General features: G+C 41.4%; 25 protein-coding genes. 15 read left to right on the forward strand and 10 right to left on the reverse strand.

Translation table 11 applies throughout. From position 1 onward, the window contains the following. Positions 1–23 precede the first annotated feature (23 nt). From J8L86_RS18640 to J8L86_RS18655, 4 genes are read left to right on the forward strand one after another with little or no spacing between them, the layout of a single operon-like run. Positions 24–2,135, forward strand: a complete 2,112-nt coding sequence (locus J8L86_RS18640; protein ID WP_065110478.1) for a TonB-dependent receptor — start codon at positions 24–26, stop codon at positions 2,133–2,135. Continuing rightward, positions 2,135–2,746 (forward strand): PepSY-associated TM helix domain-containing protein, encoded by a 612-nt coding sequence (locus J8L86_RS18645; RefSeq protein WP_211031260.1) that lies wholly within the window; start codon positions 2,135–2,137, stop codon positions 2,744–2,746. Before J8L86_RS18640 ends, J8L86_RS18645 begins: the two co-directional genes overlap by 1 nt. 20 nt (positions 2,747–2,766) lie before the next feature. Continuing rightward, positions 2,767–3,291, forward strand: coding sequence for a DUF2271 domain-containing protein (locus J8L86_RS18650; RefSeq protein ID WP_211031261.1), 525 nt, complete (start codon positions 2,767–2,769; stop codon positions 3,289–3,291). 10 nt (positions 3,292–3,301) lie between these two features. After that, positions 3,302–4,171 (forward strand): DUF4198 domain-containing protein, encoded by an 870-nt coding sequence (locus tag J8L86_RS18655; protein WP_211031262.1) that lies wholly within the window; start codon positions 3,302–3,304, stop codon positions 4,169–4,171. Positions 4,172–4,536: 365 nt separating this feature from the next. Here J8L86_RS18655 and J8L86_RS18660 read toward each other — a convergent pair whose 3' ends face one another. The 5 genes from J8L86_RS18660 to J8L86_RS18680 form a co-directional block, all read right to left on the reverse strand. Next, the gene (locus J8L86_RS18660; RefSeq protein ID WP_055024119.1) at positions 4,537–4,827 is read right to left on the reverse strand and encodes a cytochrome c3 family protein; all 291 of its coding nucleotides are present in this window, start codon (positions 4,825–4,827) and stop codon (positions 4,537–4,539) included. Between the two features lie 20 nt (positions 4,828–4,847). After that, positions 4,848–5,789, reverse strand: a complete 942-nt coding sequence (gene nrfD / locus J8L86_RS18665; RefSeq protein WP_211031263.1) for a cytochrome c nitrite reductase subunit NrfD — start codon at positions 5,787–5,789, stop codon at positions 4,848–4,850. Beyond that, a complete protein-coding gene (locus tag J8L86_RS18670; protein WP_065110482.1) occupies positions 5,786–6,475 on the reverse strand; it encodes a 4Fe-4S dicluster domain-containing protein in 690 nt (229 codons plus the stop codon). Before J8L86_RS18670 ends, nrfD begins: the two co-directional genes overlap by 4 nt. Positions 6,476–6,491: 16 nt before the next feature. Further along, positions 6,492–6,965 carry a nitrite reductase gene (locus tag J8L86_RS18675; protein ID WP_055024122.1) on the reverse strand — a complete coding sequence of 158 codons (474 nt, stop codon included), beginning with the start codon at positions 6,963–6,965 and terminating at the stop codon, positions 6,492–6,494. 83 nt (positions 6,966–7,048) lie between these two features. Next, entirely contained in the window at positions 7,049–7,546 is a 498-nt protein-coding gene (locus tag J8L86_RS18680; protein ID WP_055024123.1) for a DUF2726 domain-containing protein, read from the reverse strand. A 519-nt stretch (positions 7,547–8,065) separates the two neighbouring features. On the opposite strand from J8L86_RS18680, the gene J8L86_RS18685 reads away from it, so the two are divergent. Then, positions 8,066–9,031 carry a LysR family transcriptional regulator gene (locus J8L86_RS18685; protein WP_211031264.1) on the forward strand — a complete coding sequence of 322 codons (966 nt, stop codon included), beginning with the start codon at positions 8,066–8,068 and terminating at the stop codon, positions 9,029–9,031. A gap of 112 nt (positions 9,032–9,143) precedes the next feature. Here J8L86_RS18685 and J8L86_RS18690 read toward each other — a convergent pair whose 3' ends face one another. Beyond that, positions 9,144–10,163, reverse strand: coding sequence for a LysR family transcriptional regulator (locus J8L86_RS18690; protein ID WP_211031265.1), 1,020 nt, complete (start codon positions 10,161–10,163; stop codon positions 9,144–9,146). Between the two features lie 368 nt (positions 10,164–10,531). Here J8L86_RS18690 and J8L86_RS18695 point away from each other — a divergent pair, with 368 nt between their 5' ends. From J8L86_RS18695 to J8L86_RS18705, 3 genes are all read left to right on the forward strand, one after another. Continuing rightward, positions 10,532–11,020, forward strand: a complete 489-nt coding sequence (locus J8L86_RS18695) for an NlpC/P60 family protein (RefSeq protein WP_065110485.1) — start codon at positions 10,532–10,534, stop codon at positions 11,018–11,020. Positions 11,021–11,151: 131 nt separating this feature from the next. Continuing rightward, complete coding sequence (gene mog / locus J8L86_RS18700) at positions 11,152–11,685, forward strand: molybdopterin adenylyltransferase (RefSeq protein WP_055024127.1); 534 nt, start codon at positions 11,152–11,154, stop codon at positions 11,683–11,685. Between the two features lie 409 nt (positions 11,686–12,094). After that, complete coding sequence (locus J8L86_RS18705) at positions 12,095–13,102, forward strand: helix-turn-helix domain-containing protein (RefSeq protein WP_211031266.1); 1,008 nt, start codon at positions 12,095–12,097, stop codon at positions 13,100–13,102. Positions 13,103–13,129: 27 nt separating this feature from the next. Here the strand turns inward: J8L86_RS18705 and J8L86_RS18710 are convergent, their stop codons facing one another. From J8L86_RS18710 to J8L86_RS18725, 4 genes are all read right to left on the reverse strand, one after another. After that, positions 13,130–13,366, reverse strand: a complete 237-nt coding sequence (locus J8L86_RS18710; RefSeq protein WP_065110487.1) for a hypothetical protein — start codon at positions 13,364–13,366, stop codon at positions 13,130–13,132. 126 nt (positions 13,367–13,492) lie between these two features. Beyond that, a complete protein-coding gene (locus tag J8L86_RS18715; RefSeq protein WP_065110488.1) occupies positions 13,493–14,641 on the reverse strand; it encodes an ABC transporter permease in 1,149 nt (382 codons plus the stop codon). Then, the gene (locus tag J8L86_RS18720; protein ID WP_055024131.1) at positions 14,641–15,375 is read right to left on the reverse strand and encodes an ATP-binding cassette domain-containing protein; all 735 of its coding nucleotides are present in this window, start codon (positions 15,373–15,375) and stop codon (positions 14,641–14,643) included. The genes J8L86_RS18715 and J8L86_RS18720 overlap by 1 nt, the downstream gene beginning before the upstream one ends. A gap of 2 nt (positions 15,376–15,377) precedes the next feature. Continuing rightward, the gene (locus J8L86_RS18725) at positions 15,378–16,910 is read right to left on the reverse strand and encodes an alpha/beta hydrolase (protein ID WP_211031300.1); all 1,533 of its coding nucleotides are present in this window, start codon (positions 16,908–16,910) and stop codon (positions 15,378–15,380) included. 110 nt (positions 16,911–17,020) lie between these two features. Between J8L86_RS18725 and J8L86_RS18730 the strand changes: the two genes are divergently transcribed. From J8L86_RS18730 to J8L86_RS18760, 7 genes are all read left to right on the forward strand, one after another. Continuing rightward, positions 17,021–17,395, forward strand: coding sequence for a GntR family transcriptional regulator (locus tag J8L86_RS18730; protein ID WP_055024132.1), 375 nt, complete (start codon positions 17,021–17,023; stop codon positions 17,393–17,395). Between the two features lie 42 nt (positions 17,396–17,437). After that, entirely contained in the window at positions 17,438–18,283 is an 846-nt protein-coding gene (locus tag J8L86_RS18735) for an ABC transporter ATP-binding protein (protein ID WP_211031267.1), read from the forward strand. Further along, positions 18,280–19,605 carry a hypothetical protein gene (locus tag J8L86_RS18740; RefSeq protein ID WP_211031268.1) on the forward strand — a complete coding sequence of 442 codons (1,326 nt, stop codon included), beginning with the start codon at positions 18,280–18,282 and terminating at the stop codon, positions 19,603–19,605. The genes J8L86_RS18735 and J8L86_RS18740 overlap by 4 nt, the downstream gene beginning before the upstream one ends. A gap of 117 nt (positions 19,606–19,722) precedes the next feature. Next, complete coding sequence (locus J8L86_RS18745; RefSeq protein WP_211031269.1) at positions 19,723–21,516, forward strand: long-chain fatty acid--CoA ligase; 1,794 nt, start codon at positions 19,723–19,725, stop codon at positions 21,514–21,516. Positions 21,517–21,719: 203 nt separating this feature from the next. Further along, on the forward strand, positions 21,720–22,592 hold the full coding sequence (locus tag J8L86_RS18750; RefSeq protein WP_211031270.1) for a hypothetical protein: 873 nt from the start codon (positions 21,720–21,722) through the stop codon (positions 22,590–22,592). Between the two features lie 211 nt (positions 22,593–22,803). Then, positions 22,804–23,592, forward strand: coding sequence for an Mbeg1-like protein (locus J8L86_RS18755; protein WP_211031271.1), 789 nt, complete (start codon positions 22,804–22,806; stop codon positions 23,590–23,592). Positions 23,593–23,695: 103 nt separating this feature from the next. Then, complete coding sequence (locus tag J8L86_RS18760; RefSeq protein WP_211031272.1) at positions 23,696–24,100, forward strand: thioesterase family protein; 405 nt, start codon at positions 23,696–23,698, stop codon at positions 24,098–24,100. Positions 24,101–24,307: the final 207 nt, after the last annotated feature.

The raw sequence follows: 24,307 nt of genomic DNA on the forward strand, positions 1-24,307 counted from the left end.
AATTTCATCCACAAGGAATCGTTATGTTACCCAAGCGCTTTAAAATAAGTTCGACAAGCTTAGCTGTTGTTACAGTGCTTACTTCTTCAGCGGTATTTTCGGCTGAGTCTGAAGACACTGAAATAGAACGTGTGACAGTATGGAGTACCACTGTAAATGCCTCTTCTATGTATTTAAAAGAAGAAGCCATTGCCAGTAAACAGGCTGATCATATCAGTGACTTATTACGCAGCATTCCTGGTGTGGATGTTGGCGGAGCACATTCATTAAATCAGCGTATTACGATTCGTAGCATGGATGATAAAGACTTAGACATATCGATTGATGGTGCTAAGCAAAATAACTACATGTATCACCACATGGGTAACTTGCAAATTCACGCTGATATTTTGAAGTCAGTTGATATCGATGTGGGTAACAATTCAGTCATTAACGGTGGCTTAGGTGGTTCGGTAAGATTTGAAACCAAACAAGCACGTGACTTATTGCAATCGGGTGAACGATTTGGTGGACGCGTGCAAGTGGGGGCTGGCGATAACTCTGGACAAACCTACTCAGCCACAGCTTATGGTTTGATGACTGACAGTGTTGATTTTCTTGGCTATTACAATTTGGTCAATCGTGAAAATTACGAAGTGGGTGGCGGAGAAATTACCGATTCAAATGGCGATGTCATTGAAGGTACCGACGGCACGGTAAGAGGGCTTGAGGGCGAACTTGATGATGCACTAATTAAGTTCGGCTGGGAGCCGAGCGATAATCAGCGTATTCAACTTAGTTATGAAAAGTACACCGACGAAGGTGACTACAGCTACCGCCCTGATATGGGGCTTGCAACTGATATCGCTATTACCGAGTCATTAAATGTGCCACTGCTTTGGCCGACGAAATTTACGCGTGACACCTTGGCGCTTAATTACGAGCTAAGTTTGGCGTCAAGCTTGATAAAAGCGGCAGCATACTCCAATACCAGCGAGCTGTGGCGTGATGAAACGGGCTATGCGGATAATCCTGATTACGCAGGGTGGGCTGCGATTGTCACCGGAGAGGCAAAGAATCAAGGCATAAACTTATTAGGTGAAACCACGCTGACAGCTCTGTGGGAGCATGACTTTACTTATGGTTTTGATTATGTGAAACATGATACAGATTACTCTGCTCGATACACTGCTAGCACGGATGAGTCTGCTGAAGAATCGTCAAACATTGCTATTTTTGTTCAAGATCGAATTGCCTTTAACGATTACATCAGTTTGATCCCTGGCTTACGTTATGACCAATATTCAGTGGATTCTAAGGTCGTTGATAACGACTTTGATAATACTGCATGGGCGTTAGCGTTAGCCATTCAGCCTACTGATGATTTAGTGTTTAATGTCAGTGCTACAGAGTTATTTAAGGGGCCTGAAATTGGTGAAGTGTTTGTCGGCGCAGGTTTATATGACACCACCAATCAAGACATTGAAGCCGAAACTGGGGTTAACTATGAGCTAGCTTTTGCATATCAATTTGAAGCATTTGGTGATGATAATATTTCCCTAGGGGCAACCGTATTTAAAACCGAAATCAATGACTACATCTACGATTATGCTACAGCACCTGCTACTTCTGGAGGTCGTTATTGGAAAGACAATATCGGCGATATGGATATTGAAGGTTATGAGGCCTACATTAATTATCTCAATGGTGGTTTTTCAGGCTCGGTAACCTACTCAAGTGCTGAAAGTGAATTACAGGCATTTGAACAATATAGTGAATTAGACGGAGCACGATTAGATAGACAACAAGGTGATACTGTCAGTGCAACCTTAGGTTATGCATTGGATGACATGGGATTGTCGTTTAATTGGGAACTGCTTTATGCCGATGACGTGCCTGCTGGACTTGATTTAGACGGTGCAAGTCTTGATAACAGTAAGCAAGGTTATACCGTGCATAACATCAATGCCAGATGGGATATTGCAGCGGTTGAAGGGTTAACCATTATTGCAGGTGTCGATAACTTATTTGATGAATATTATGCTTCGCAATCTTCTCGTACAGGGGTGTCTTTCCATCCTCGATTTGGCGAGTTGTATCTGCAAGATTTTGAACCTGGCCGTAATATTAAGGCCACGGTGTCATATCAATTCTAATGGCAACTTCATGGCTACGTACGGCAAAAGCAAAACGCTTTTTTAGCTTTTGCCGCTGGTTACACATTTATGTGTCATGCACTTTATTTTCCCTGTTAGTCTTTTTTAGCCTTACGGGGATTACCCTTAATCACCCCTCTTGGACTGCTCAAGCCACAAGCGAAATCCAAAGCTTACCTTTACCTGTGCGATTTGCTCAGTTTGAAGGAGAGTATCCGCTTAACGCGCTGCAAGCCTATATCGAACAAAAAACGGCACTGGCTTCTCCACGCAGTATTGATGTGCTGGTGGACATGGGCGAAATCACCTTTGACTACCCTTTGCCTGCAGGTTATGCCTTTGTCACCGTGTTACTTGATGACCAACTCATTGAAATTGAACACAGTAGCCAAGGCTTACTGGGGTTAGTGAATGACCTGCATAAAGGCAGGCATAGCGGCAATGTGTGGTCTGTGGTGATTGATGTGTCCGCAGGGCTGATTTTACTGTTTTCGATTACAGGGTTGATTATTTTGCTTCAAAACGCCAAACACCGCCGCATGGGATTAATGGTGGTGGCATTGGGCAGCATTACACCTTTAGTGGTGTATTTGATAGCGGTGCCAAGGTAATCGCAACAAGGAGAAATTCAATGAAAAATAATGCAACAAAACTCATGGTGCGGCTACAGATCGCGTTGTTGTTACTTATCGGTTTATTAATGACACCCACTTGGCTGCAAGCTCAGGAGTTTACGGTGTCGGTTGAGATTCCAGATATAAAAGCTGCGCCATACCATAAACCGTATGTGGCGATCTGGATTGAAACTCCGCAGCGTCAGGGAGTGCATACATTGGCTTTTTGGCGACAACAAGCTGACTGGTTTAAAGACTTACGCCAGTGGTGGCGAAAAATAGGTCGTAGTGATTCACCTGATTATCAAGCCGTGAGTGGCGCTACGCGTAAGCCGGGAGTGTATAGCATTCATTGGGATGGTCGATTGGGAACAGGAGCAATGCTGCCAGCAGGCGATTATGTATTACACGTTGAGTCAGTCAGAGAGCAAGGGAGTCGCGAATATTTACGCCAAACGTTTTCATACCCCAGTAACAAACAAGAGCAGTTGGTTCTTGAAGGAAAACAAGAGCTAGGCACAGTTACATTACTTATCAAATAGGAAGATCAATATGTCAGTTAACGTTAAGCTTATTTCACGTGCAGTCGTGGTGATAGCAAGTGTATTTGCCGTATTTACTAGCACGGCACACGAACGGTTTATTCTGCCGTCTCATACCTTGTTATCAGGTGAAGCACCTCAATCTATTACCGTATTGGCGAGTATTTCTAATGATATTTTTCACCCTGATAGACCATTGGGCGACAGTGGTTCAGGACGAGATGTCGGTGAGCTAAAAGAATATTTTGCAAACCTTGAATACACGGTGATTGCGCCAGATGGCAAGGTGTCATTAGACACACAATGGGCGGCGTATTCACGTATGTCTGTTGCTGATGTGACCTTAGCTCATGAGGGGACGTATCGTGTCGGCTTGGTACAACCGGATGTGTTTATGACTACCTTTGTTAACGCTGAAGGTCAGCCTGCTCGTTTATGGGGGCCGTCACCTGAAATTCCTGCCGGAGCAACAAAGGTGGTTCGTCGAACAACAGCATCAAGGGTAGAAACGTTTGTGACGTTAAACAGTGCGACTCAACAGGCGATTGCGCCTACTGGGACTGGCGTTGAAATCGTGAGTAAAAAAAACCACCCGAATGATTTATTTGCTAATGAAACTGCACAGTTTCAATTGCTTTTCAATGGAAAACCTTTAACGACAAACACTAAAGTGAAATTGATTAAAGCCGGAACACGTCACCGTAATGACCGAGATGAGCAAATTTTGGATGTGAGCCAAAATGGTGATATTAGTTTTACCCCAAGCCAAGCAGGTTTTTACTTATTAATTGCAGAAACCCATGTTGATGCTCCAGATGCAGCAGATATAGATGTGAAGCACTTTAGCCTTTATTTGACCTTAGAAGTGTTTCCAGAATAATAGGGAAATATAGGCCAATCGCTAAAAAAGCCACCCTTTAAAGGGTGGCGAACCCATTTGGAGGTTGGGTGCACTCACTTTGCATAAGGGGCAATACCTTTCGGCAAAGTACTTAGTTAACGTGCAATAGATACAAGTAAAATGGCATCCTGCCCAATGACTTCCTTGTTAATACGACGAAATGGCTAAAGTCATTTCTTCGATGGATTAGCCAATTACATGGCTATTAATCACTTTCAGTGCTTTGGGTAAGACTGAACAGTCACTTTTAAAAAGCTTAATGATACGATTTCTTAACAGTGACATTGTTTGCTGGTGGTTTAATTAATGCGCTTCGTGAATGGTTCGACGAAGCGCTTTATATGCTAATGACAGTCAGCACAAGTATCGTTTGGATCTTGAACTTCATGCACGATATGACAGGTTCCACAATCTAAAACGCCATCATGTTGTTGATGAATTTCACCATCAATACTATCTAATCCACCGTGACAATCGATACAGGTTTGGTTTTCATACGCCATATCTGCTGATGGTTCACCATCCATGTGGCAAGCTTCACATCCAGCCATGTCCGTATGAGTGTCTGCAATTGATTCAGCAAATGCAGCACCAGAGAAGCTCAGTAAAATCGATAGTCCTAAAACTTTAAGCATGGTTAACTCCTAAATAATGATTAAGCTACGGTCATTTGACCGGTATAAAGAATGAAATTACGAAGCAAGAGGACACCGAATAGGCTACAACTTGCTGTGATGGCGACATAAGAGAATTTGCGTTTTGCTGATGCTGTCATAAATAGGTTAAATGCAAGCGGCATAGCTAGACCGACAACGACAATCCCTGCCCAGAACACCCAGCCCCAAAAACCTTCACCAATGGCATTGAGTGCAGCAACCTGACTTTGACCACCGGTTAAAATTAACCCTACGAAGAAGGTAAATAATAAAGCGAGTTCAAGCAGGATAAGTGGGATCTCAATGTTATGGATAAAGTGCACTTCTTTACCATCAGGGTTGCCTTTCATTAATACGCCACCTAGCAATGTGCCTGCCGCGCCAGAAGAGATACCCGAGATTAAGAACAGCATTGGTAGTACAGGGTTATTCAGCATTGGGAATGTGGTTAATGCTGACAGTAAGAAGCCTGTGTAGGCGCCTAATGATAGTGCCAAGATGACAAGTAACCCTGTAATCGTTGCTTCCATCTTTAACAAAATATCCAGCACTTTATCGACGATAGGCCAACGGTTATTACACCAATGACGGATAGGCTCTTGGAATAAACAAGCCAACCATGAGAATAAAGCCACTTGATAAACCATCAGTACAGCAACGCCCACTGACATCACTGAAGTTGGGTTGTAGAAAACCAAAATTTTCCAGAAATCAAACGGCTTGGTTAAGTCAACGACCAGGATCCCAAGGCCAGCAAATACTGCAAGAGGAGCAATAAGACATGCAGCTCTTACAAAGCTAGACTTATAAGCGTTTTTACCCAATTTGAAGTGCTTTAGTAATACTGCAAAACAAATTGCCCCAGCAGAGATCCCTGCTAAAAATAAGTAAATGGCGATTGGCCAGTGCCAAATGAGGCTGTCAAAATGGAATGGGCTCATAACTTGATTTCTCCCTCTTGGGAAGCAATACGGAACACTTTAGGGCGTGTACCCAGTTCGGTTTTACTTCGGTAGTTAGGCGTCGTTTTAAGGACTTCAACCACTTGTGAATGTGGATCTTTAAGGTCACCAAAGGTGAGCGCTTTTGTTGGGCAAGCTTCAACACATGCTGGTAGGCGACCTTCTTTTAAGCGGGTCTCCTTACAGAAGTCACATTTATCAGCGGCTTTAGTGACGGGGTTAATAAAGCGAATTTGATATGGACAAGCAGCGATGCAATACAAGCAACCAACACATTTCCATTCATCAACGCTGACAATGCCAGTTTTAGGATCATGGTAGGCAGCGCCCGTTGGGCAAACGTTAACGCATGGTTTGCCTTCACATTGCTGACAGGACTTACGGGTGAAACGATAAAATTGATTGGGATATTCACCAAAAGGCCCTTCGCGCTCAATATCTAAACGGCTAACCCCTTCTGGTACATTGTTGGTTTCACGACAAGCGACGGAACAAGCGTCGCAACCAATACATTTGTTTTCATCATGAATAAGGGCATATTTGCAATTTGTGCTGTTATCTTCTTTTTGACCGCCAGAGTGGGCGATACTTAGGCCAGATGCGCCTGCAGCGCCAACGGCTGCAACACATGCTCCTTTTAAAAATAGTCTTCTTTCTTTTTTCATCGTTTTATCCTCCTAATTATTTGCTTTCATGACAGCTAACACATGATGCGATGCGCTTGCTTTCAGTTATGCCAATAATTGGATCAACTTCTGGATGCAGTTGGTGACAGTCGGCGCAGTTAACCTTGTTAGAATGGACATTGTGGGTCCAATCTGCAGCGGCTAATTCTTCTTGACCGTGACAAGCCATACAGGCAGCTGTTTGTTGTGCTGCTGTAGCGGGGGAGTTTTCACCAAAACCAATGAGTTCTGATTCGCCTCGTGGATGCTTACCTTTCTCGCCATGACAGTCCTGGCAGGTTTGACCTAATGCGTCATTAGCATGCATGCCATACATGTTGCCGTTTTTCTTATGGCACATGATGCATTGGCGATTTTGATTCATTTTAAATTCAGGGGTGTCAGCCTTGGCGACAGGCGCGGTAAAACCGAGTACCACCATCAAAATAGAGGTCAACAAGGGTAGGGTGATTTTTGAAATTCTGGACATAATGAGCCCTCACATAATTCAGTGATACAGTAACGTCTAATAGGGATTTGAGTGCTGAAGCCTAGCTTCAGCACTCGATAGCACTAAGCTGCGAGAGAGTTGCGAATTAATGATTCATCACATTGTTGGTTTTTAGCTAAGTGAATCACTTTAATACCAACCTCTGCTAATGAATGGTCGATGAACTCATTATTTTCAGGTGTGTTGTGTTGAGGATCTGTAATCACCAGTTTGACTGCTGAGTTATCATCGACGACAACATAATCTAGGTGACAATGTTGTAGATGCTTGTGAGCATCTTCTGGCTTGTCTGTTTTATCAATATCTACAATATTATCCATCGTAGTACCGTATAAAATATTATATTTACCTTTAGCAATTGAATTGAGCTTATTGAAAAAACCAACGGGTTTATTCGCAATTTTTTCAGGATTCAATTTAATATTAACGCCCACATTCTCTACATTGCTGGTTTTGAAAAACTTTATACATGTCATTGTAAATGTTACTAGAACAAAAGGAACAACAAGGAATAACACAAAGTAGACAAAAGCATAGCTTAATATGACTGATGTGTTCATAAACGCCTCCAAACTTTCATTGATTATTAAATTTATTTTTAAAGCACATTCAGTATTTCCTTGTGAGGGTTTATAAACATTGATTTAAATCAATTAAATAATTGGATGATTATTTTTATATTTAAATATCAAATTTGAGTTTGTTTGTTATTATTTAGAATTTACAAATTTTAAAAGGTATATTTTGAATTGCGATTTTTTAATATTTAAATGTGATATTTTGATTTTCGAAATTAGCTTGTTTATTATTCTGTTTGTTGAGATTTTACTTTATTAAAAAGTAGCAGCCACAAGGGGTTGGTGGCTTTTGTGAAGTTTTTATTTCACTATTTATAGGTTTTTATATATAAAAGGCGTTATGTTTTTTAGTATTCCGATATTTAAATATTTATTATCCATTTTCTGTATAACCAAATAAGTGACATGGCAAACATTTTCATAAAACAATTAAAATAAAATAACAAAAATAAATTTACATTGGGTATTATTAAAATGAACTTATCATTGGGAGGTATTTAGATGAGAGATATTAGTTATAGTGACCTAGATTTATTGAGTATCAATATTCTAGTTAACCTGTATGAGAACAAGTCTGCGACATTTGTATCTAATAAATTGAATGTGCCAGCACCCAAGATAAGTCGTTGCCTTAAGCATGCACGAGAAATTTTTGGTAATGAGCTTTTTATTCGCAAAAAATATGGCTTGGTGCCTAATGAGTTTGCAGGCAAAGTTTATCCGATTGCTAAGCAAATACTTGAATGTTCAAACAGCCTACAGCAGCTGAATGGTGAGGCGATAGCTGAAAATATTCATAACTTTGAGATTGTTGCGCCAGATCTTGTTTCTTTTCCTTTTCCTAAGATGTTGCTTACGTCCATTAGAGATGCAGGGAAAGATGTCAATTTTAATATCTCTGCGTGGAATAAGTCTTCACTTAATCATATTGTCTCTGGGGATATTGATATTGGTATCTGTTGTAGTAAAGCAATAGATAATTTGGAAAACATAGATGATAATTTAGCAGTATTACCTTTAAAGAAATTGAATAAGCTATTTTTAATTTGTGATGAGAAACACCCAATTCTAAAAGAAGAAATAACGTTAGAGTCAATTGCGAAATACCCTTACGTTAATAGTAATGTTGGTGATGCAGAACAGAGAATGAGTGCTTTTCAAGAGTATTGTTATCGTAGAAAAATACCGCTTAATACTGAAATGGATTTAAATGGTGTTTCCAGTTTATTTGAGTATTTAAGACAAACTAATGCGGTTGCTTTACTACCATATAGCTCGATATATAACATGATCAATACAACGCCAGGTTTACACGCATGTCGTTTAGCTGAAGTTGAATCTGATAGATTATATATGGAAGTAAAAGTACCGACGCTATATATGATTTATAATAAAAATAATCATGAAGCTAACTTGCAATGGTTAACTGAAAAAATTCAAGGTTTGGTACATTCAGCGCTTCACTAATTGTTCATATAAAACTGAATAATAAAGCCACTCAATTAATCTTGAGTGGCTTTATTATTTTTAACTTTATAAAAATTAATAGAATCTAATTGTTATTGATTCTTATTTGTTTTTATTCCGCAGCAATTATTTCATTACTTGTCGCTTCATCATTATTAATATCACTGTTATTCATATTTCGATACGCTTGTTGATATTTTTTCAAATTATCGGTCATGTTTTCTATTAATAACGCAGTGAACTCTGATGTTCTAGCTTCATGACATTGTAAGTAATGACTGGGGGCAACGATATTTGCGGAGGTTTGAAGGTGAGTATAGTAGAACTCGGTCATATCAATGAGCTCAATGTCATCTCTTTGTTTACTTAATTCAAATGGGAAGACCGAAGGAGCCCAGCAAATATCATCTGAGTTAACGACACGTTCAAATGCCATGACAAGGCTTGATGTGATCAAACTGATGTCTGCTTTCAAGTGAGTGATTTCACTACAACGACTCACGATTTCAGTAAGCGCTGATGTGGGGCCATTGTGGATGAATACTAGGCGATTCTTAAGAATACTTTCAAGGGTTATTGGCTGCTGTAGGATTGGATGCCCTTTACGTACCGCTAAAAACCAGAACTCAATATCACCCAACTTATTATTGATTATATTGTCATGGCTAAAAGGAAAAGAAGAAATAGCATAGTCTATTTTTCCTTGTGTAATTTTTTGTTCAGCACTTTCTGTCCATGGGTGGATATCAACGATATGGCTAACGCCTAACATCTCGCTGGTTTTATCAATCGATTCTAAAAGAAACATCGACATTTGCTCGGGAGCGCTGATATGGAGTACGAGATCATTTTCAGGCTGGGTCTTTGCGGCCGTAGCCATATCATCATATGCACTGATGATATTTTTGGCTAAAGGGTATAAACGTTCAGCCATGGCGTTTGGTTGAAGACCGTATTGCTGGCGAATAAACAATTCATTATGAATAACTTCTCGCATTGTGCTGAGTGCACGGCTCACCTTTGGCTGGGTGCTGTTGAGTTTTTCAGCTACAACGCTACCATTTTTATATTCAAATAGGCCAATCAGAACTTTAAGCGTAAAGTAATCTAGCCTTGATAATTGTTTTTCCATGAGTTTTACCAAGCGTTTGAGTTATTCATCTTTTGCGAAGTTATCACATCACTATGGTGCTAAATCGAATGCAACTCACAGTTTACCTCTTTAGGGGTATTATTAGCTAAATATAATACTTAAATACTATATTATTCAGCAAGATAGGGAATACAATTGAGATTGTTGTATGTATTGTTGTAACCATGTTGTTGACAGTTTGTGCGTTAATTTTGCTGTTTTTTTGTTCAGCTGTAGTGTTTAGGTGCGAGATATTCGTAGCGAGTTTTATAAGATTTCATTTGAATCAATTACAATTAGACTAACCTAAATGGTTTGTACAAATAGTTATGCTGATATAAGGCGATAAACGAGATGGAAATGAATGTATGGTATTAAGAGCCGTTATCACATTTGTATGCTTTTTCCTGACCGCATGTGCTGCTCAAGTCGATTCGCCTTTGCCGTCAGGCACTCAAGCATCAACTGACATTCCCAAAGCTGATGAACGCTTATGGAATGAAGCACGACTGCTGCAGTTTCATCAGCAATGGCAAGGGACACCTTATCGTTTAGGTGGGCTGACTAAAAAAGGGTTAGATTGTTCAGGGTTAGTGTACGTGGCTTATCAAGATCTCGTCGGCCCAAGTTTGCCACGCACAGTGCAAGGGCAAACTCACCTTGGTACACGCATTAATAAGCGTGATCTTCAAAGCGGTGACTTAGTCTTTTTTAAAACCACAGGTTCAGGTCGCCATGTTGGTGTGTATTTAAGTGGACATCGTTTTTTGCATGTTTCGACTAAAAAAGGCGTGATGATCTCGAGTATGGATAATGTGTATTGGAAACCCAGATATTGGTTTGCCAGCCGTTTATAGCTTTCATCGCTGTAACTCTTGATCAATCTCTCCGCTTCAGCGATAAAATTGTGGTATTTTAGCCGCATCTAAAGTCTAAAAATCCATTTAGTCTTACAGTAATTTTAATGATCAAGTTTAAGGACCTCGTCATGACCAAAGCTAAAATCGGTATTGTTACGGTAAGTGACCGTGCAAGTGCAGGTGTGTATGAAGATTTATCGGGAAAAGCCATTATTGATGTGCTAAATGAATATTTAACATCAGAGTGGGAACCTGTTTATAAGGTTATTCCTGACGAAACTGCAGTGATTGAAGCCACATTGATTGAAATGGCTGACGAACAAAATTGTAGTCTGATTGTGACCACCGGCGGAACAGGTCCTGCGAAGCGTGATGTGACACCTGAAGCGACAGAAGCAGTATGTGATCGCATGATGCCAGGCTTTGGCGAGCTAATGCGCGCTGAATCATTAAAGTTTGTGCCTACAGCTATTTTATCGCGTCAAACAGCAGGTTTACGTGGAGACTCGCTGATTGTTAACTTACCTGGCAAGCCAAAATCAATTCGTGAATGTTTAGATGCGGTATTCCCAGCCATTCCATACTGCATTGATTTAATGGATGGTCCATTCTTAGAGTGTGACGAGTCTGTGATTAAGCCATTCAGACCGAAAGCAAAATAACTTTTTAAGCCGATTTCAGCTTATCTAGATTACTCATCTTGTAGTCATCATTATTAAGCGTATTGCGGGATGTTAGCCTGCAATGCGCTTTTTTATGGGCTTTCAATAACGATTACAGCCCTTTCCTAAAGATTAAGTGGGCGCTATAGCCAGTAAATATGGTGAGAAAGGGAATCGCTATCAGATGGGTAAATACATTGGGCGCCGTATTGAAGTTCAATGACAGTAATAACCCCCAACTGACAGCGAGATAACTGAGACTAATAATTATATGCTGGCTGATTTTTTTCATGACTTGTGTCCTTACTGCTAATGACTCACTGTGATTAACAGTATAAAAACTAGACAATTCGATTTTAAGTGTCATTATTGACAAATATAAAGTCAAAAGTGACATTCTGGGGGCGTAATGAAAACAATTTATATTTTAGCGGCGGGTAACGTAGTGGCGAGTGGCCTGGTGAGCTTTCTTGATGTATTTAGTTTTTGTAATAGTTATTGGCACCGTATAAATCAAGATGCCAAACAAGACTTATTTCACTGTCATGTCATCTCAGCTGACGGTCATAATGTAAAAACCAATCAAGGTTTTGAAGTGCCCGCCAAAGGGCTAGCGCATCCTGATGATATTTTGCAGGCTGATGCCGTCATACTCGCCTCTGCATTTGTGACTAACCGAACTGAATTTCAAGCATTTTTAACCGATTTTGAACCTTTAATAGCACCACTATCGCGCTTTTCGGCTGCTGAAAAGCCCGTTGCTGCTTATTGTTCAGCAACATTATTGCTTGCTGCATCTGGCTTATTAAACCAAAGGCGCGCAACAACGGTTTGGTGGCTTAGCGAGATGTTTGAGCGCAACTTTAAAGATGTGCAGTTATGTATGGATTCATTGGTGGTGTCTGATGGCCATATACATACCGCAGGTGCGACAACTTCCAATTTAAGCTTAGCGCTGCATCTTATTTCGATTTTAGCAGGTGAACAAATGGCGCAGCAGATAGCGAAAATATTGCTGATTGATCCTAATCGCTGCTCTCAACAACCCTTTATGACAATGGCTATTAATCCTGAACAGCATAAAGACGAATTAATACATAACGTACAGCGTTGGATGCAGGCTGATTTGAGCCGGCATTGGCTGCTAGATGATATTGCAGATAAATTTGCCGTAGGCAAACGCACGTTGATTAGGCGCTTTAAAAAAGCCGTGAATGAAACGCCAGCGAGCTATATGCAGCGCCTTCGAGTAGATGAAGCAAAAAGATTACTAGAAACAACAGAATTGGCCATTGAGCAAATTGTCGAGCGGGTCGGGTATGAGGATGTTAGCTCATTTAGAAAACTATTCATCCAACTCACCACGTTAAGCCCGCGTGCTTATCGACAAAAATTTAATACTCATACCTGCTGCTAGCGATACTTTTTGGGCTTTAAGTGCTAATTAAAGTGAGTTAATTTGCTGCTTTAAATCATACTCTGGCTCAGTGACAATTTTCTCAAGAGTGGCAATTCGCTGCTTGAGTTCATTGTTTTGTTGTCGCAGTAACTTCATTTCTTCAGCCTGATGACCTGACTTATTAGCGCTTTTTGATTTCATATACTGCTTAAAAATCTCAGTCGCTGTGGTGCCAACAGTAATCACAATGACTAAAGCTACAATGGCGTATTCTTGTTCCATAACAGACTCCTTCCTATATGAGGGTTTATACCAATCAGCATAAGAATGATCACTTATTTATCCCGATAGGTATTAGCATGATGAGCATGCTTGGTATTCAACCTTGCCCATGCATGCCATTAACGTTTACAAACCAAATACTACTTTCTCGCTTTTCAGCAGTTTTTCTAGTCCTAATGCAAGTGCAATTGACAGTACCAGTGTGGCTGCAGATGACACCAGTAATTGCAGCATTGGGATTTCACGACCTTTAATAAAGGCCATTAGGGCTTGCTGCTGGCCTGAAACAGGTAACCATTCCAGTACATCAGGGGCAATGTTGTAGCTCGCTGCCATTGATAAGGCGAGCGGCACAAACAGTACCATGGTGAGATAGGACTGAGCCTCTTTAAATGTTTTGGCCATAAATGACACAAACAATTGTAATGTTGCCGCCATAATGGCGAGTGGAATGCCAATAAATAGCATTAGCCCCATAAAGTCTGGCGAAATATTTACGCTAAAGCCAAGCTCTTGCCAAGGCACAAAGGTGTAGGCAAATTTAGACACGATTAAAATCAGCAATAAGCCCAGCAATGCAAAGCAGGTGACTGCAATGATTTTACCTAGTACTAATTGGCGCGTACTAATAGGGTGGCTTAACAGCAGTGCTAATGAATTACGCTCACGTTCGCCCGCACTGGTATCAATAGCCAAGTTCATACCTGAGATAAACACCGAATAAATCATGGTGAAAATGGCAATGCCTAAAATAAAGCCGCCTTTAGAGTCTGGCGTTGCTTGATCTTCTACTACCACTTTAATTGGCTGCACAACAGCAGGGTTAATCCCACGTGCGATAAGGCGTAAGCTGCCCATTTCACCGCTGTAGGCTTGAAGTTGGTTTTCAACTCTGCGAATGGATTGCTGTAGCTTTTCATTTGAGTTATCGGCGATTAAGGTGATTTCAGCAGGCTTAGCTTTAGCCATGTGCGCTGCATAATCATCACTGATGATAAGCTCGATATCTTTGACATCTTTAGCTGCAACCCCTTCGTCAGTTGAAGCGTTAATGCCGCGATTATTTAAGAATCGGACTAGATCAGGCGCGTTGTCGGCATTGGTGATCTTGATATTAAGATCTTCAGGGGTCGATAGTTGCCCAATCAACACCATAAACATGCCGCACATTAACAGCGGGGTACCGATGGCATAATATAGACCTGCCATTACTGAGCGTTTGTCACGCATTGCGTCGATGAGTTCTTTGCGAACCATTGCTATAACTGTTTTCATTAGGCTGCGATTCCTTCGTCAGTACCGATGAGTTTAATAAAGGCTTCTTCCAGTGAGGTTTCACCCGTTTGTTGGCAAAGCTCCTCTGGGCTGCCTGTGGCAACCACTTTACCGTTAGCCATCACGATGACTTGGTCACATAAAGCGGCCACTTCTTGCATCACATGGCTTGAAAACAACACGCAATGGCCTGCTTTTTTAAGCTCAATCAAAATATCTCGCAGTAACCTGGTACTCATGACATCTAAGCCACGTGTTGGCTCGTCCAAAATGATGTTGGTTGGCTGGTGCACTATCGCTTGGGCTAATGCAGTTTTCATGCGTTGCCCTTGTGAGAAACCTTTACATCGACGGTCGGCAATATCTTCGAGTTTTAATTGCGCGATGACATTGGCTGTTGCTTGTTTAGCATCAGCCTTTGACATGCCGCTGAGTTCGGCAAAGTAGCTAATGTATTCTCTTGGCGATAATCGCTCATATAAACCAAATGGGTCTGGGAATAAGCCTAATTGTGCTTTTGCTTTTGTTGGCTCTTTGGCAACATCAATACCATCGATTTCGGCGTGGCCTTCATCTGCCGCTAATAACCCAAACACTGTTCGTAGACAGGTGGTTTTACCCGCGCCATTTGGGCCAAGTAGTCCAGTAATATGACCGTCATGAGCACTAAAGCTGAGGTTATCCAGTGCTTGTACGTCGCCAATTTTTTTCGATAAATTTGATACAGTAATCATGATTATTCTTCCTCAGCGGCAGCTGAAAGGGTTTCAACTGAGTTGGCATTTAAGTAAAAACTTCTACGAACATCCTTTTCTAAGCATTTACCGTCAATGTTATCTATCGAGCCACTGCTCACTAAATCTGCGATGAGATCGTTACCGCAGCTTTGATAAGCCACGCCATGGGTAGCAAATTCAGAGACAAAATGTTTTGCATTAGTGAGTTTTTCTGTGGCCATATCGCCCCAGCTTGGTGGCGTTGCAGGATCTAGCTCGCCTGAAAGCAAGAGGGTAGGAATGTCACTTGCGATAGCATCGCTAAAGCTGTTATCGACTTGCGGCATATTCCACACGCTGCACGTTGCCTCTAGTCCTTCTATCATGGTGCGTCCCATGTAAGAGTCTTGTGCTTGTTCGCGCATGCTTGTTGTGATGCGATGAATATCTTCGCCACAAACCACAGAGGCGTGCATTCCCATGGCGATACCTGTGCTATCTGAGGTTAAGGTGTAAATGCCTAATATGGGTTGGTAGTTCCCCAAAGCGGCTTGATGAATTGCATGGGGCGTTAACGAACGAATGTTGGGCATGTAGAGTGCCATTCTAATCGCACCGTTAAATTTACCTCGAGTCAGCAAAAAGCTGGTTAGCTCATCAGTTTGTGGATCGCGTACTTGTGTCTTGACTGGGGATTTGGCTAACTGGTTATCGACAGAGATAAAATCTTGTTCAAGATCCGGAAATTGCTGACCGCATAAACTGTTTTGCTGGCAGTCTTTAAAGAGAAGGCCGTAGCCTCTATCGATGGCTTCACCAATAGCGATAACACTTTGCTGCATTGGTACAACACCATCTAAAGTCACGGTGGCGATCGCATTTGGATGTTCACGCATATATAGCTGCGCCATACGGGTACCGTACGATACACCATATAAATGCAGTTTTTCATAACCTAAGTGTTGGCGAATAGCTTCAAAGTCAGTTAACGCCGTTAAGCTGCCATATTGCGTGACATCAGCATCTATTTCATCTAAGCAGGCTTGAGTGTCTTTCACATAGTCCATATCGTCATCATTAAACGATAGCACTGACATATCGTCATCATCACAGGCCAAGATATTAGATTGCCCAGTCCCACGTTGGTCAATCAATAAAATGTCGCGATCTTGACGGACTTTAGCCAGTACGCGGTCAAACCCTGCGGCATTTTCAATGGCTGATTGTCCTGGTCCGCCAGCAATGGCAAGCATGGCTTGTTTTTTAAAGCTGGGTTTAATCGCTGGTAATACAGCGTAATGAACGGTGATTTTCTTGCCATCAGGCTTGGCTGGATTTTCAGCCACTAATAATGAGCCGCACTGCACTTGCTCTGATAAACCATCAACATAACACGCTGAAAGTGGTGCTTGTTCAATAGCAACAGTGCTTTCATCTGCCGCAGCAGATAAGCTCATCATAGACAGTAAACCAACTTGAACGGCGCTTATCAGCTTTGATTTTGTTGTCAGCCAACGGGCATTGCTTACCTTGTTATAGGTTCCTTGCAACATAACTTTTCCGATGTTCATTACATCTTTCCTTTTTGCATTTCAGGATGATTGTGGTAACTTAACATTAGTGTATCGGTGTATCAATGTATTAATACAGTAAGTAAAGGCTAATGCTAGAACTAATAAAAGTCAACCCCAGTAGTGGCGAACCCATTTACCGACAATTGCATGAGCAAATTGTACGGTTAATTGTGGGTGGCCAATTACAAGTGGACCAAGTGTTGCCTTCGGTGAGACAACTTGCTGAGCACCTAGCGGTTAATCCAATGACAGTGTCACGAGCGATTCAACAATTAGTAGAGCAAGGTTGGCTCGAGCGTCGTCGTGGGCAACCTACTCGAGTCGCGAATAGGCAATCTAACGATGACACGTCGGGTCCGCAATTACTTGTCCCCCAAGCACTTGATCTAATCAATCAAGCAAAGCAATTAGGTATCAGCCTTGAGGAGTTGCAAGCGTTAGTGGCAACTCAGTGGAAACAATAATAAAAAGCCATAACAGCAGTAAGTTAACAAGGAATACGTTAAATGGATATCAGTACTGAGGCAATTTTAGAGTTCAACCAAGTCGACAAGTGTTTTGACGATAATGTGGTGCTTAAACAGTTAAGTTTTAGCTTGTCAGCTGGCATGGTCGTAGGCTTATTAGGTCAAAATGGTGCGGGTAAATCGACGTTAATGCGTGCTGCACTGGGTATTCTAGATATAGATTCTGGTGATATTTCGACCTTAGGGGAGCCTGCAATAGAGTTGTCTATGGCCGCGAAAGCCAAAATTGGCTATGTGCCGCAACAACCTTTTGGTTATGAAGGCTTCACGATTGCCAGTGCGTTAGAACTACACTGCAGCTTTTATCCACAATGGGATAAAAGCCTAGAAACAGAATGGCTTGAACGTTTTGGTCTTGAACCCAAGCAACAAGTACAAAAATTATCAGTGGGCCAACGCCAATCCTTAGCACTTATCATGGCCATGGCCTACCGCCCGCAATTGCTTATCCTTGATGAACCCGTTGCCAGTTTAGATCCCATTGTACGTCGTCAATTCATGGGGGATTTATTCGAATTGGCCTTAGAGTCAGGTTCTGCCGTGTTGTTTTCTTCACACATTACTTCAGATTTAGAGCGAGTGGCAAGTCATGTTGCATTGATTAAACGCGGTGAGTTGGTGCTATTTAAAGAAATTGATGCGTTGCGTGAAGAGGTGAGTTTAGTCCAGCTAGGCGAAAACCAAACGCTGCCGCAAGGGGTTAAAGTATTAAACCGTCATCAACAACAGGTGCTGGTGGATAATGAAAATCAACTTGAAATACCCGGTTCAACTCAAGTTAGCTCATTAAATTTGGATCAATTATTCATGGAATTACATCGATGAATCATTCCCATGTGAACCCGACAAAACGATCACCTGAATCCATCGGCGTAAAACAGTGCCTTAATGGATTTTATTCATTGTGGTGTCGTGATTTTGGTAGTGTAAGCTTTTTGCTGGTAGCGCTATTGGGGATCGGACTTGCTGTGCTGGCAATCATTAGTAAACCTGAACAAGTTGACGTAATTAGTATTGCTCTAGGCATGTGTATTTTGTCTATTTCAGTGGCAATTGCCTGGCAGTTCATCAAACTGTCGGCCAATGAGCAAGGCGTGTTAATTCCGGGATATTACCAACGAGTAAAACAGCAAGCCGCACTCGTGTTTATCGTGATGATGTTAACTTGTACCAGTGTTTTATTGCTTAGCCCGCAGCCACTCAATATTGGCTTTTTGTTAGCTTATTTTAGCGTTGGAATGGGTTTTATTCTTGCGTGTTTGAATCGACCTCAACGCTTTAACTTTTCCGTTTTTGTTTTTCTTTTTCTGCCTATCTTACCTGAAGTAGTAGCCTCTTTACCTGTTGAGGTTGGCCACTTCTTAGCGTTATTGCCAGTGGTATTAGGGGCATTAATTTATAGAAAACTGCAACGCTTTAGTTGGAACCCTCATGCCCGCAGTATTTACTTAAATGGGTTAGAAACCGGTTGGATGATCGGCCCTATTGCAGGGCAGAATCGCTGGTTTATAAAATTAACCCAGTTTTTGCACCCCGCCAGTTATTTTATTGGTCCTATGCTAGGGATGTTACTGCTGGTATTACCGATATTAAGCATTATCGCTATTTTACTGTCAGCTTATTTTGATGCAGAAGTCCCTGTGATTATGGTGTTATCGCAAATGTTGATTATGGTGTGCAGTTTAATTCACTGGACACGTGTGCAACGTTGGCGCGCAGCTGAAACCTTATTTATGCTACCGACCTTTAGCGGAAAACGTGGATTAGTTGATCAATTTTTTAAATCACAGCTTCATTTATTGGCCATTGTGCTGAGTATTATTACTGTCATCACATTCGTGTCGGCATTATTTAATGCACAGATGACCTTATTGGCAGGCTTACATATCGTCGCCAGCACGATTTGGGCTTCAGGTATGGCATTAGCATTGGGCGCTATGAGCCGCTCAGTATTACAAATTAGTTTAACCATGCTGATTGTGATTGTTCATTCAGTTTGGCTTTCGACCTCGTTAGTGGACTTGCGAGAACAAGGCATGATAACTGCCAGCTATTACTGGGGAGATCTCGGGTTACTGCTGTTAATGGGCCTTTTGCTCGTTATCAGCAAACGCAAACTATGGAAAAATGGTGTTGCCAGTTTGTAAAATGTAGCGATAATCTGTGAATTGACGCTAATTTAGACTAAAAACTCTTATTTTTCTGTATGGCTTAAAGTAGAATGCCAAAAAGCGGAACACTTGTAAGCTAAAAGGTAATTATTAATGTCTCTCGAACAATTTCATTTAGTCAGACTTCTACAGCAGCAAAGCACAGCATTAGAAGATAACATCGCACTCGAAGGATTTGAGATGGCAGCCCCTTGGAACAAAGTTTCATGGAGCCAATTTGATACTATTACTAATAAAGTGGCACAGCTGTTAATTGATTTCGGTCTGCAAGCCCAAGACAAAGTGGTTATTGTGGCGCAAAATAGCCCGCAATGGAGCTGTGCTGATATTGGTGCGCTTAAAGCCCGAACGGTTGTCGTGCCTGTTTACCCAACGAGCCCAATGGAGCAAGCGGTTTTCATCGTGAATGATGCCCGTGCCAAAGTCATTTTTGCCGGTGATGAAGGCCAATATGCTACCGCCTGTAAAATTCAAGCCCAATGTCCTACCGTTGAGCATGTGATTGTGTTTGATAACCAAGTAAAACTGGCTTCAGATGAGCACTTTCATTTTGACGATATTCTTATTGCTGAGACGACACCAGCAAGTGAAGCTGAGCTTGAGCTTCGTTTATCGCAAACCAGTCTTGATGACTTATTAACCCTTATTTATACCTCTGGCACGACTGGCGATCCAAAAGGCGTGATGCTCGACTATCGCAATATCGCGTCAATGGTTGAACAACACGACACTGAAATTGCATTTAAAGCTGGCGATGTTTCTTTAGCTTTCTTACCGCTGAGTCATGTATTTGAACGTGGTTGGAGTTTTTATGTATTGTGTCGCGGTGGTCATAATGTCTACCTCAGCGATACAAATCGCGTGAAAGAAGCGATTGCTGAAGTTCGTCCACACACTTTATGTGTTGTGCCGCGCTTTTTAGAAAAAGTGTATAGCGCAGTACATGACAAAGTGAATAGTGCACCAGCAATACGCCAAAAGTTATTTAATTGGGCAATTGGTGTGGGCTCGCGTCAGTTTGAAGTCGGCCAAGGCCGTAAACGTGCAAGTATGCGTTTGTCTTTGCAATGGAAACTGGCAAATAAACTCGTATTCAGTAAGTTGCAAAACGTACTCGGTGGACGCCTTAAGTTTATGCCTGTTGGCGGCGCTGCACTTGATGTAAATGTTGGCGGCTTTTTCCACAGCATTGGTGTACCGATTCTTTGTGGTTACGGCATGACTGAAACCTGTGCCACAGTGACCTGTAATACCTTAGATAATCGTGTGTCAGGTTCAAACGGTAAACCACTTAGCGCTATGGAAGTGAAAATCGGTGCTAATAACGAAATTTTAGTACGTGGTGACACCGTGATGCGTGGTTACTTTAACCGCCCACAAGATACTGAAGAAGCGTTTGAAGATGGCTGGTTAAAAACCGGTGATGCAGGCATGTTAGATGCCGAAGGCAACTTATACATTACTGACCGTATTAAAGAGTTAATGAAAACCTCAAACGGTAAATACATCGCACCGCAACGTGTTGAAGGTAAAGTCAGTTGTTGCCCGTTTATCGAGCAAGTGGCGATTGTGGCTGACGCTCGTAACTATGTATCAGCGTTAATTGTACCTGCATTTGAATCACTGGAGTCTTGGGCTAAAGAGCATGAGATTAAGTTTGAAAACCCAATAGAACTTTTACGCCATAGCCAAGTGATTGAGCATTTCGAACAACGTCTAAAAGAGATGCAACACGAACTTGCAGGCTTTGAGAAGATTAAGAAGTTCACCTTGTTACCAGAAGCATTTTCTATGGAGTCAGGTTTAATTACCCCAACCATGAAACTGCGCCGTAAGAAGATTTACTCTAAATACATCAGTGAAATTGATGCTATGTATGCAAAATAGCGAGCAAGCTTAGTCATTACGTGAGTTGTGAAGCAAATATTCAAAGGACACCTTAGGGTGTCCTTTTTTATGGGGTATTTTTAGACAAAAAAACTATTGCGCATAGGGTACGATGGTATTGCTAAATATGTAATAAAAACAGGTAGTCGCATAAGTGTTGAATCTTGACAATAAGTAACCAGCTTAATTAATAACGAGAAAAAATGATGAAAATTACCCTGAAAACACTCACTACAACATTATTAGCCACCAGCTTACTGGCTGGTTGTGCATCAACCGACCCTTACACGCCAGAAAGCGATAAAGACTTCGTGTACGACAATGACATGAGCTTTGCAATGAATGTAGTTGATGGCAGTTTGGGCTTTCACAACGGCCTACGTGACGCTAACCGCCCTAAAGATGCTGACACAACTCCAGGCACAATGGATTACATGGCTGATGGTATTATTGGTTTTGGTGCTGGTGGTATTGGCGGTGCGTTCTTGAGTATGTTAGGGACTAACCAAGGTAATGCACCATTAAATACTTACTATGGACTTGTTTATTACCCTGTTGAAACCAAATCCAAAGAAAGCATACAAGAAGTTTTTGACAATATAGATCAGGAGCTTATCGATAGTGCTGTCAAATATAGAGATTTAACTTACGTTGAAAGTACGTTTAATGATTACGGCAATGGAAAAAAAGGAATCATATTTTCGGGAACAGACTGTGATATTCATAATGCTTTATTTGAATTTAAAAAATCAGCAACATGTCGATTTATGCATTACAAACCTGCTAAGTTATTGAAATACTCTACAATAACACCATCTGGTGAAAAAGGGTTATTTGCAGTAATTGGAATAGAAAAGTTCTACACAGCGACCTATCTTTCTTTAGATTTAGATGAGAAATATTATGTTTTCTCGCCTGTTATTAGCAAAAGAACAAAATTTCCATTCGTGTCTAACGACAAAAATGTGCACCTCTTCATAAAACCGACAACCGATAATCAAGAAGCTTTTTTGACGATTGAAGCATTAAAGCAGACCGATCCTTGGGTAAACAAGCATTACCAAGGCGCAAATTAGTTCTGCATTTCACACACCAATGGTCTTGGGTAAACAGAGCAGTCTATTTGCTCAGGATCAAAGGTGTTTTTGAACGCTAAAAACTCTTTAATAGGAGCTGTCTTCATTCGGTCGCCTTACCTGCGATAATCAAAAAGCAGAAGATAACATCACAGTAGTGTCATAAAAGCCCGATATTCTCAACTCAGTTTGCCTAACTGAACTTGCTACTTTGAAAAAACTGAAACGCTATCAATACGAACGTTATGCTGTGCTATGCAAAGTCACTTATCGAGATGACTTTTCGCCTGAAAAGCTAGGTTTTTCTCATGAGCATTATCGTGAAATTGCCAATCGCTGGGGTAACGTTTGCGCACGTATTTTGTGGCGTGAAGATAAAAAAGAAGTGCTGGTGGTATTTCGCGGTTCTCAAACCATGAATGAGTGGCTGATAAACTGCCAGTGCTGGCCTAAAGCCAAACAGTTTGTTGATACTAAGTATAATGTCCATGCTGGATATGATTATTTATTAGAGCAAAAAACCAATCCGATCCCGCCGCATTACGATCCCAATATCAGTTTGTTTTCTCAACTGCAGATGGTGTTATACCCATTGATTGTAGCGGGTAAAAGAATATCCCTGACAGGGCACTCTTCAGGCGGCTCAATGGCAATTTTAGCCGCTGACAGATTAGAGCGCTTATACCCGAACTCAATTAAACGTGTGGTGACCTTTGGCCAGCCTTCTCCTGGTTTTAAGAGTTTCCAAAAAGCGTATTTATTACAACGGCGTACTTATCGTATTTGCTGTGATATTGACGTAGTGACTTTTTTGCCGCCTCTTCCGGGTATTTTCTTTCATGTGGGTAAAATGCTCTGGCTGCATAACGAACGTATCTATGAAAATACGCCGCCGATAAAACGCTTTTTGATGAGCTTTGTAAGCTGGATAGTGTCGCCGTTTGCCTTTCATTACATGCATAAGTACATTCGTAATAAAGATTTTTTTGATGATATTTAAGGGTGACTCTGCAGGTGTGGTAGCTTAAGCTATTGCTGATCGTAGACGCCAACTTTAGCGATATTGCTGGCGAGAAAATAACAATAATAAAAGGACTTCCTCTGTGTCAGACACCCAGTTTAGCCTAAATCTTACCCCACGATTTTGTGAAACCGATGCCTTAGGGCATATCAATAATACCGTCATTCCAGTGTGGTTTGAGGCCGCACGAGATCCTGTGTTTGATATTGTTAACCCGGGGCAAAATTTATCTAAATGGAACATGATTATTGCGGGGTTTAATATTGTCTTTAATGCGCCGACTTTTTATGGCGCTGACGTGACAGTCAAGACTCACATTAGCCGAGTGGGTAACAGTAGTTTTGAAATTGCACAAAGCTGTTGGCAAAATGGCCGCCAAACAGCAGAAGCGAAAACCACTATGGTGCATTACAACTATCAGACGGAAAAGAGTCAACCAATGTCGGATGAGGTTAAGGCGCAGCTTGCAGCCTTAACGGGCGAGTGATAACGCAATTGTAGATTTGATTTCTGGTTATCATGTGTCACTGGTCAATATCGTGGCAGCACAAAGCTTGAGCAATTACAGTGTTGGGTTGTTATAGCTAAAGCAAGTTGAATCAAATTTAAAGAGCCGCATTAACAGTGATGTTATGCGGCTTTTCTTCGCAATTTATTCGGTGACGATTGAAGCCTTACTCGATGATTACTCAAT

The sequence above is a fragment of the Shewanella sp. MMG014 genome, assembly GCF_018100775.1.
GTDB classification, from domain to species: Bacteria; Pseudomonadota; Gammaproteobacteria; order Enterobacterales; family Shewanellaceae; genus Shewanella; species Shewanella japonica.

Excerpts from the sequence above, each read along its gene's own strand:
- J8L86_RS18640 (WP_065110478.1), top strand. The coding sequence starts at position 24 with ATGTTACCCAAGCGCTTTAAAATAAGTTCGACAAGCTTAGCTGTTGTT.
- J8L86_RS18710 (WP_065110487.1), bottom strand. The coding sequence starts at position 13,366 with ATGGAACAAGAATACGCCATTGTAGCTTTAGTCATTGTGATTACTGTT.
- J8L86_RS18645 (WP_211031260.1), top strand. The coding sequence starts at position 2,135 with ATGGCAACTTCATGGCTACGTACGGCAAAAGCAAAACGCTTTTTTAGC.
- J8L86_RS18730 (WP_055024132.1), top strand. The coding sequence starts at position 17,021 with ATGCTAGAACTAATAAAAGTCAACCCCAGTAGTGGCGAACCCATTTAC.
- mog (WP_055024127.1), top strand. The coding sequence starts at position 11,152 with ATGACCAAAGCTAAAATCGGTATTGTTACGGTAAGTGACCGTGCAAGT.
- J8L86_RS18680 (WP_055024123.1), bottom strand. The coding sequence starts at position 7,546 with ATGAACACATCAGTCATATTAAGCTATGCTTTTGTCTACTTTGTGTTA.
- J8L86_RS18660 (WP_055024119.1), bottom strand. The coding sequence starts at position 4,827 with ATGCTTAAAGTTTTAGGACTATCGATTTTACTGAGCTTCTCTGGTGCT.
- J8L86_RS18715 (WP_065110488.1), bottom strand. The coding sequence starts at position 14,641 with ATGAAAACAGTTATAGCAATGGTTCGCAAAGAACTCATCGACGCAATG.
- J8L86_RS18670 (WP_065110482.1), bottom strand. The coding sequence starts at position 6,475 with ATGAAAAAAGAAAGAAGACTATTTTTAAAAGGAGCATGTGTTGCAGCC.
- J8L86_RS18705 (WP_211031266.1), top strand. The coding sequence starts at position 12,095 with ATGAAAACAATTTATATTTTAGCGGCGGGTAACGTAGTGGCGAGTGGC.
- nrfD (WP_211031263.1), bottom strand. The coding sequence starts at position 5,789 with ATGAGCCCATTCCATTTTGACAGCCTCATTTGGCACTGGCCAATCGCC.
- J8L86_RS18675 (WP_055024122.1), bottom strand. The coding sequence starts at position 6,965 with ATGTCCAGAATTTCAAAAATCACCCTACCCTTGTTGACCTCTATTTTG.
- J8L86_RS18725 (WP_211031300.1), bottom strand. The coding sequence starts at position 16,910 with ATGTTGCAAGGAACCTATAACAAGGTAAGCAATGCCCGTTGGCTGACA.
- J8L86_RS18740 (WP_211031268.1), top strand. The coding sequence starts at position 18,280 with ATGAATCATTCCCATGTGAACCCGACAAAACGATCACCTGAATCCATC.
- J8L86_RS18690 (WP_211031265.1), bottom strand. The coding sequence starts at position 10,163 with ATGGAAAAACAATTATCAAGGCTAGATTACTTTACGCTTAAAGTTCTG.
- J8L86_RS18750 (WP_211031270.1), top strand. The coding sequence starts at position 21,720 with ATGATGAAAATTACCCTGAAAACACTCACTACAACATTATTAGCCACC.
- J8L86_RS18695 (WP_065110485.1), top strand. The coding sequence starts at position 10,532 with ATGGTATTAAGAGCCGTTATCACATTTGTATGCTTTTTCCTGACCGCA.
- J8L86_RS18685 (WP_211031264.1), top strand. The coding sequence starts at position 8,066 with ATGAGAGATATTAGTTATAGTGACCTAGATTTATTGAGTATCAATATT.
- J8L86_RS18650 (WP_211031261.1), top strand. The coding sequence starts at position 2,767 with ATGAAAAATAATGCAACAAAACTCATGGTGCGGCTACAGATCGCGTTG.
- J8L86_RS18720 (WP_055024131.1), bottom strand. The coding sequence starts at position 15,375 with ATGATTACTGTATCAAATTTATCGAAAAAAATTGGCGACGTACAAGCA.
- J8L86_RS18735 (WP_211031267.1), top strand. The coding sequence starts at position 17,438 with ATGGATATCAGTACTGAGGCAATTTTAGAGTTCAACCAAGTCGACAAG.
- J8L86_RS18745 (WP_211031269.1), top strand. The coding sequence starts at position 19,723 with ATGTCTCTCGAACAATTTCATTTAGTCAGACTTCTACAGCAGCAAAGC.
- J8L86_RS18655 (WP_211031262.1), top strand. The coding sequence starts at position 3,302 with ATGTCAGTTAACGTTAAGCTTATTTCACGTGCAGTCGTGGTGATAGCA.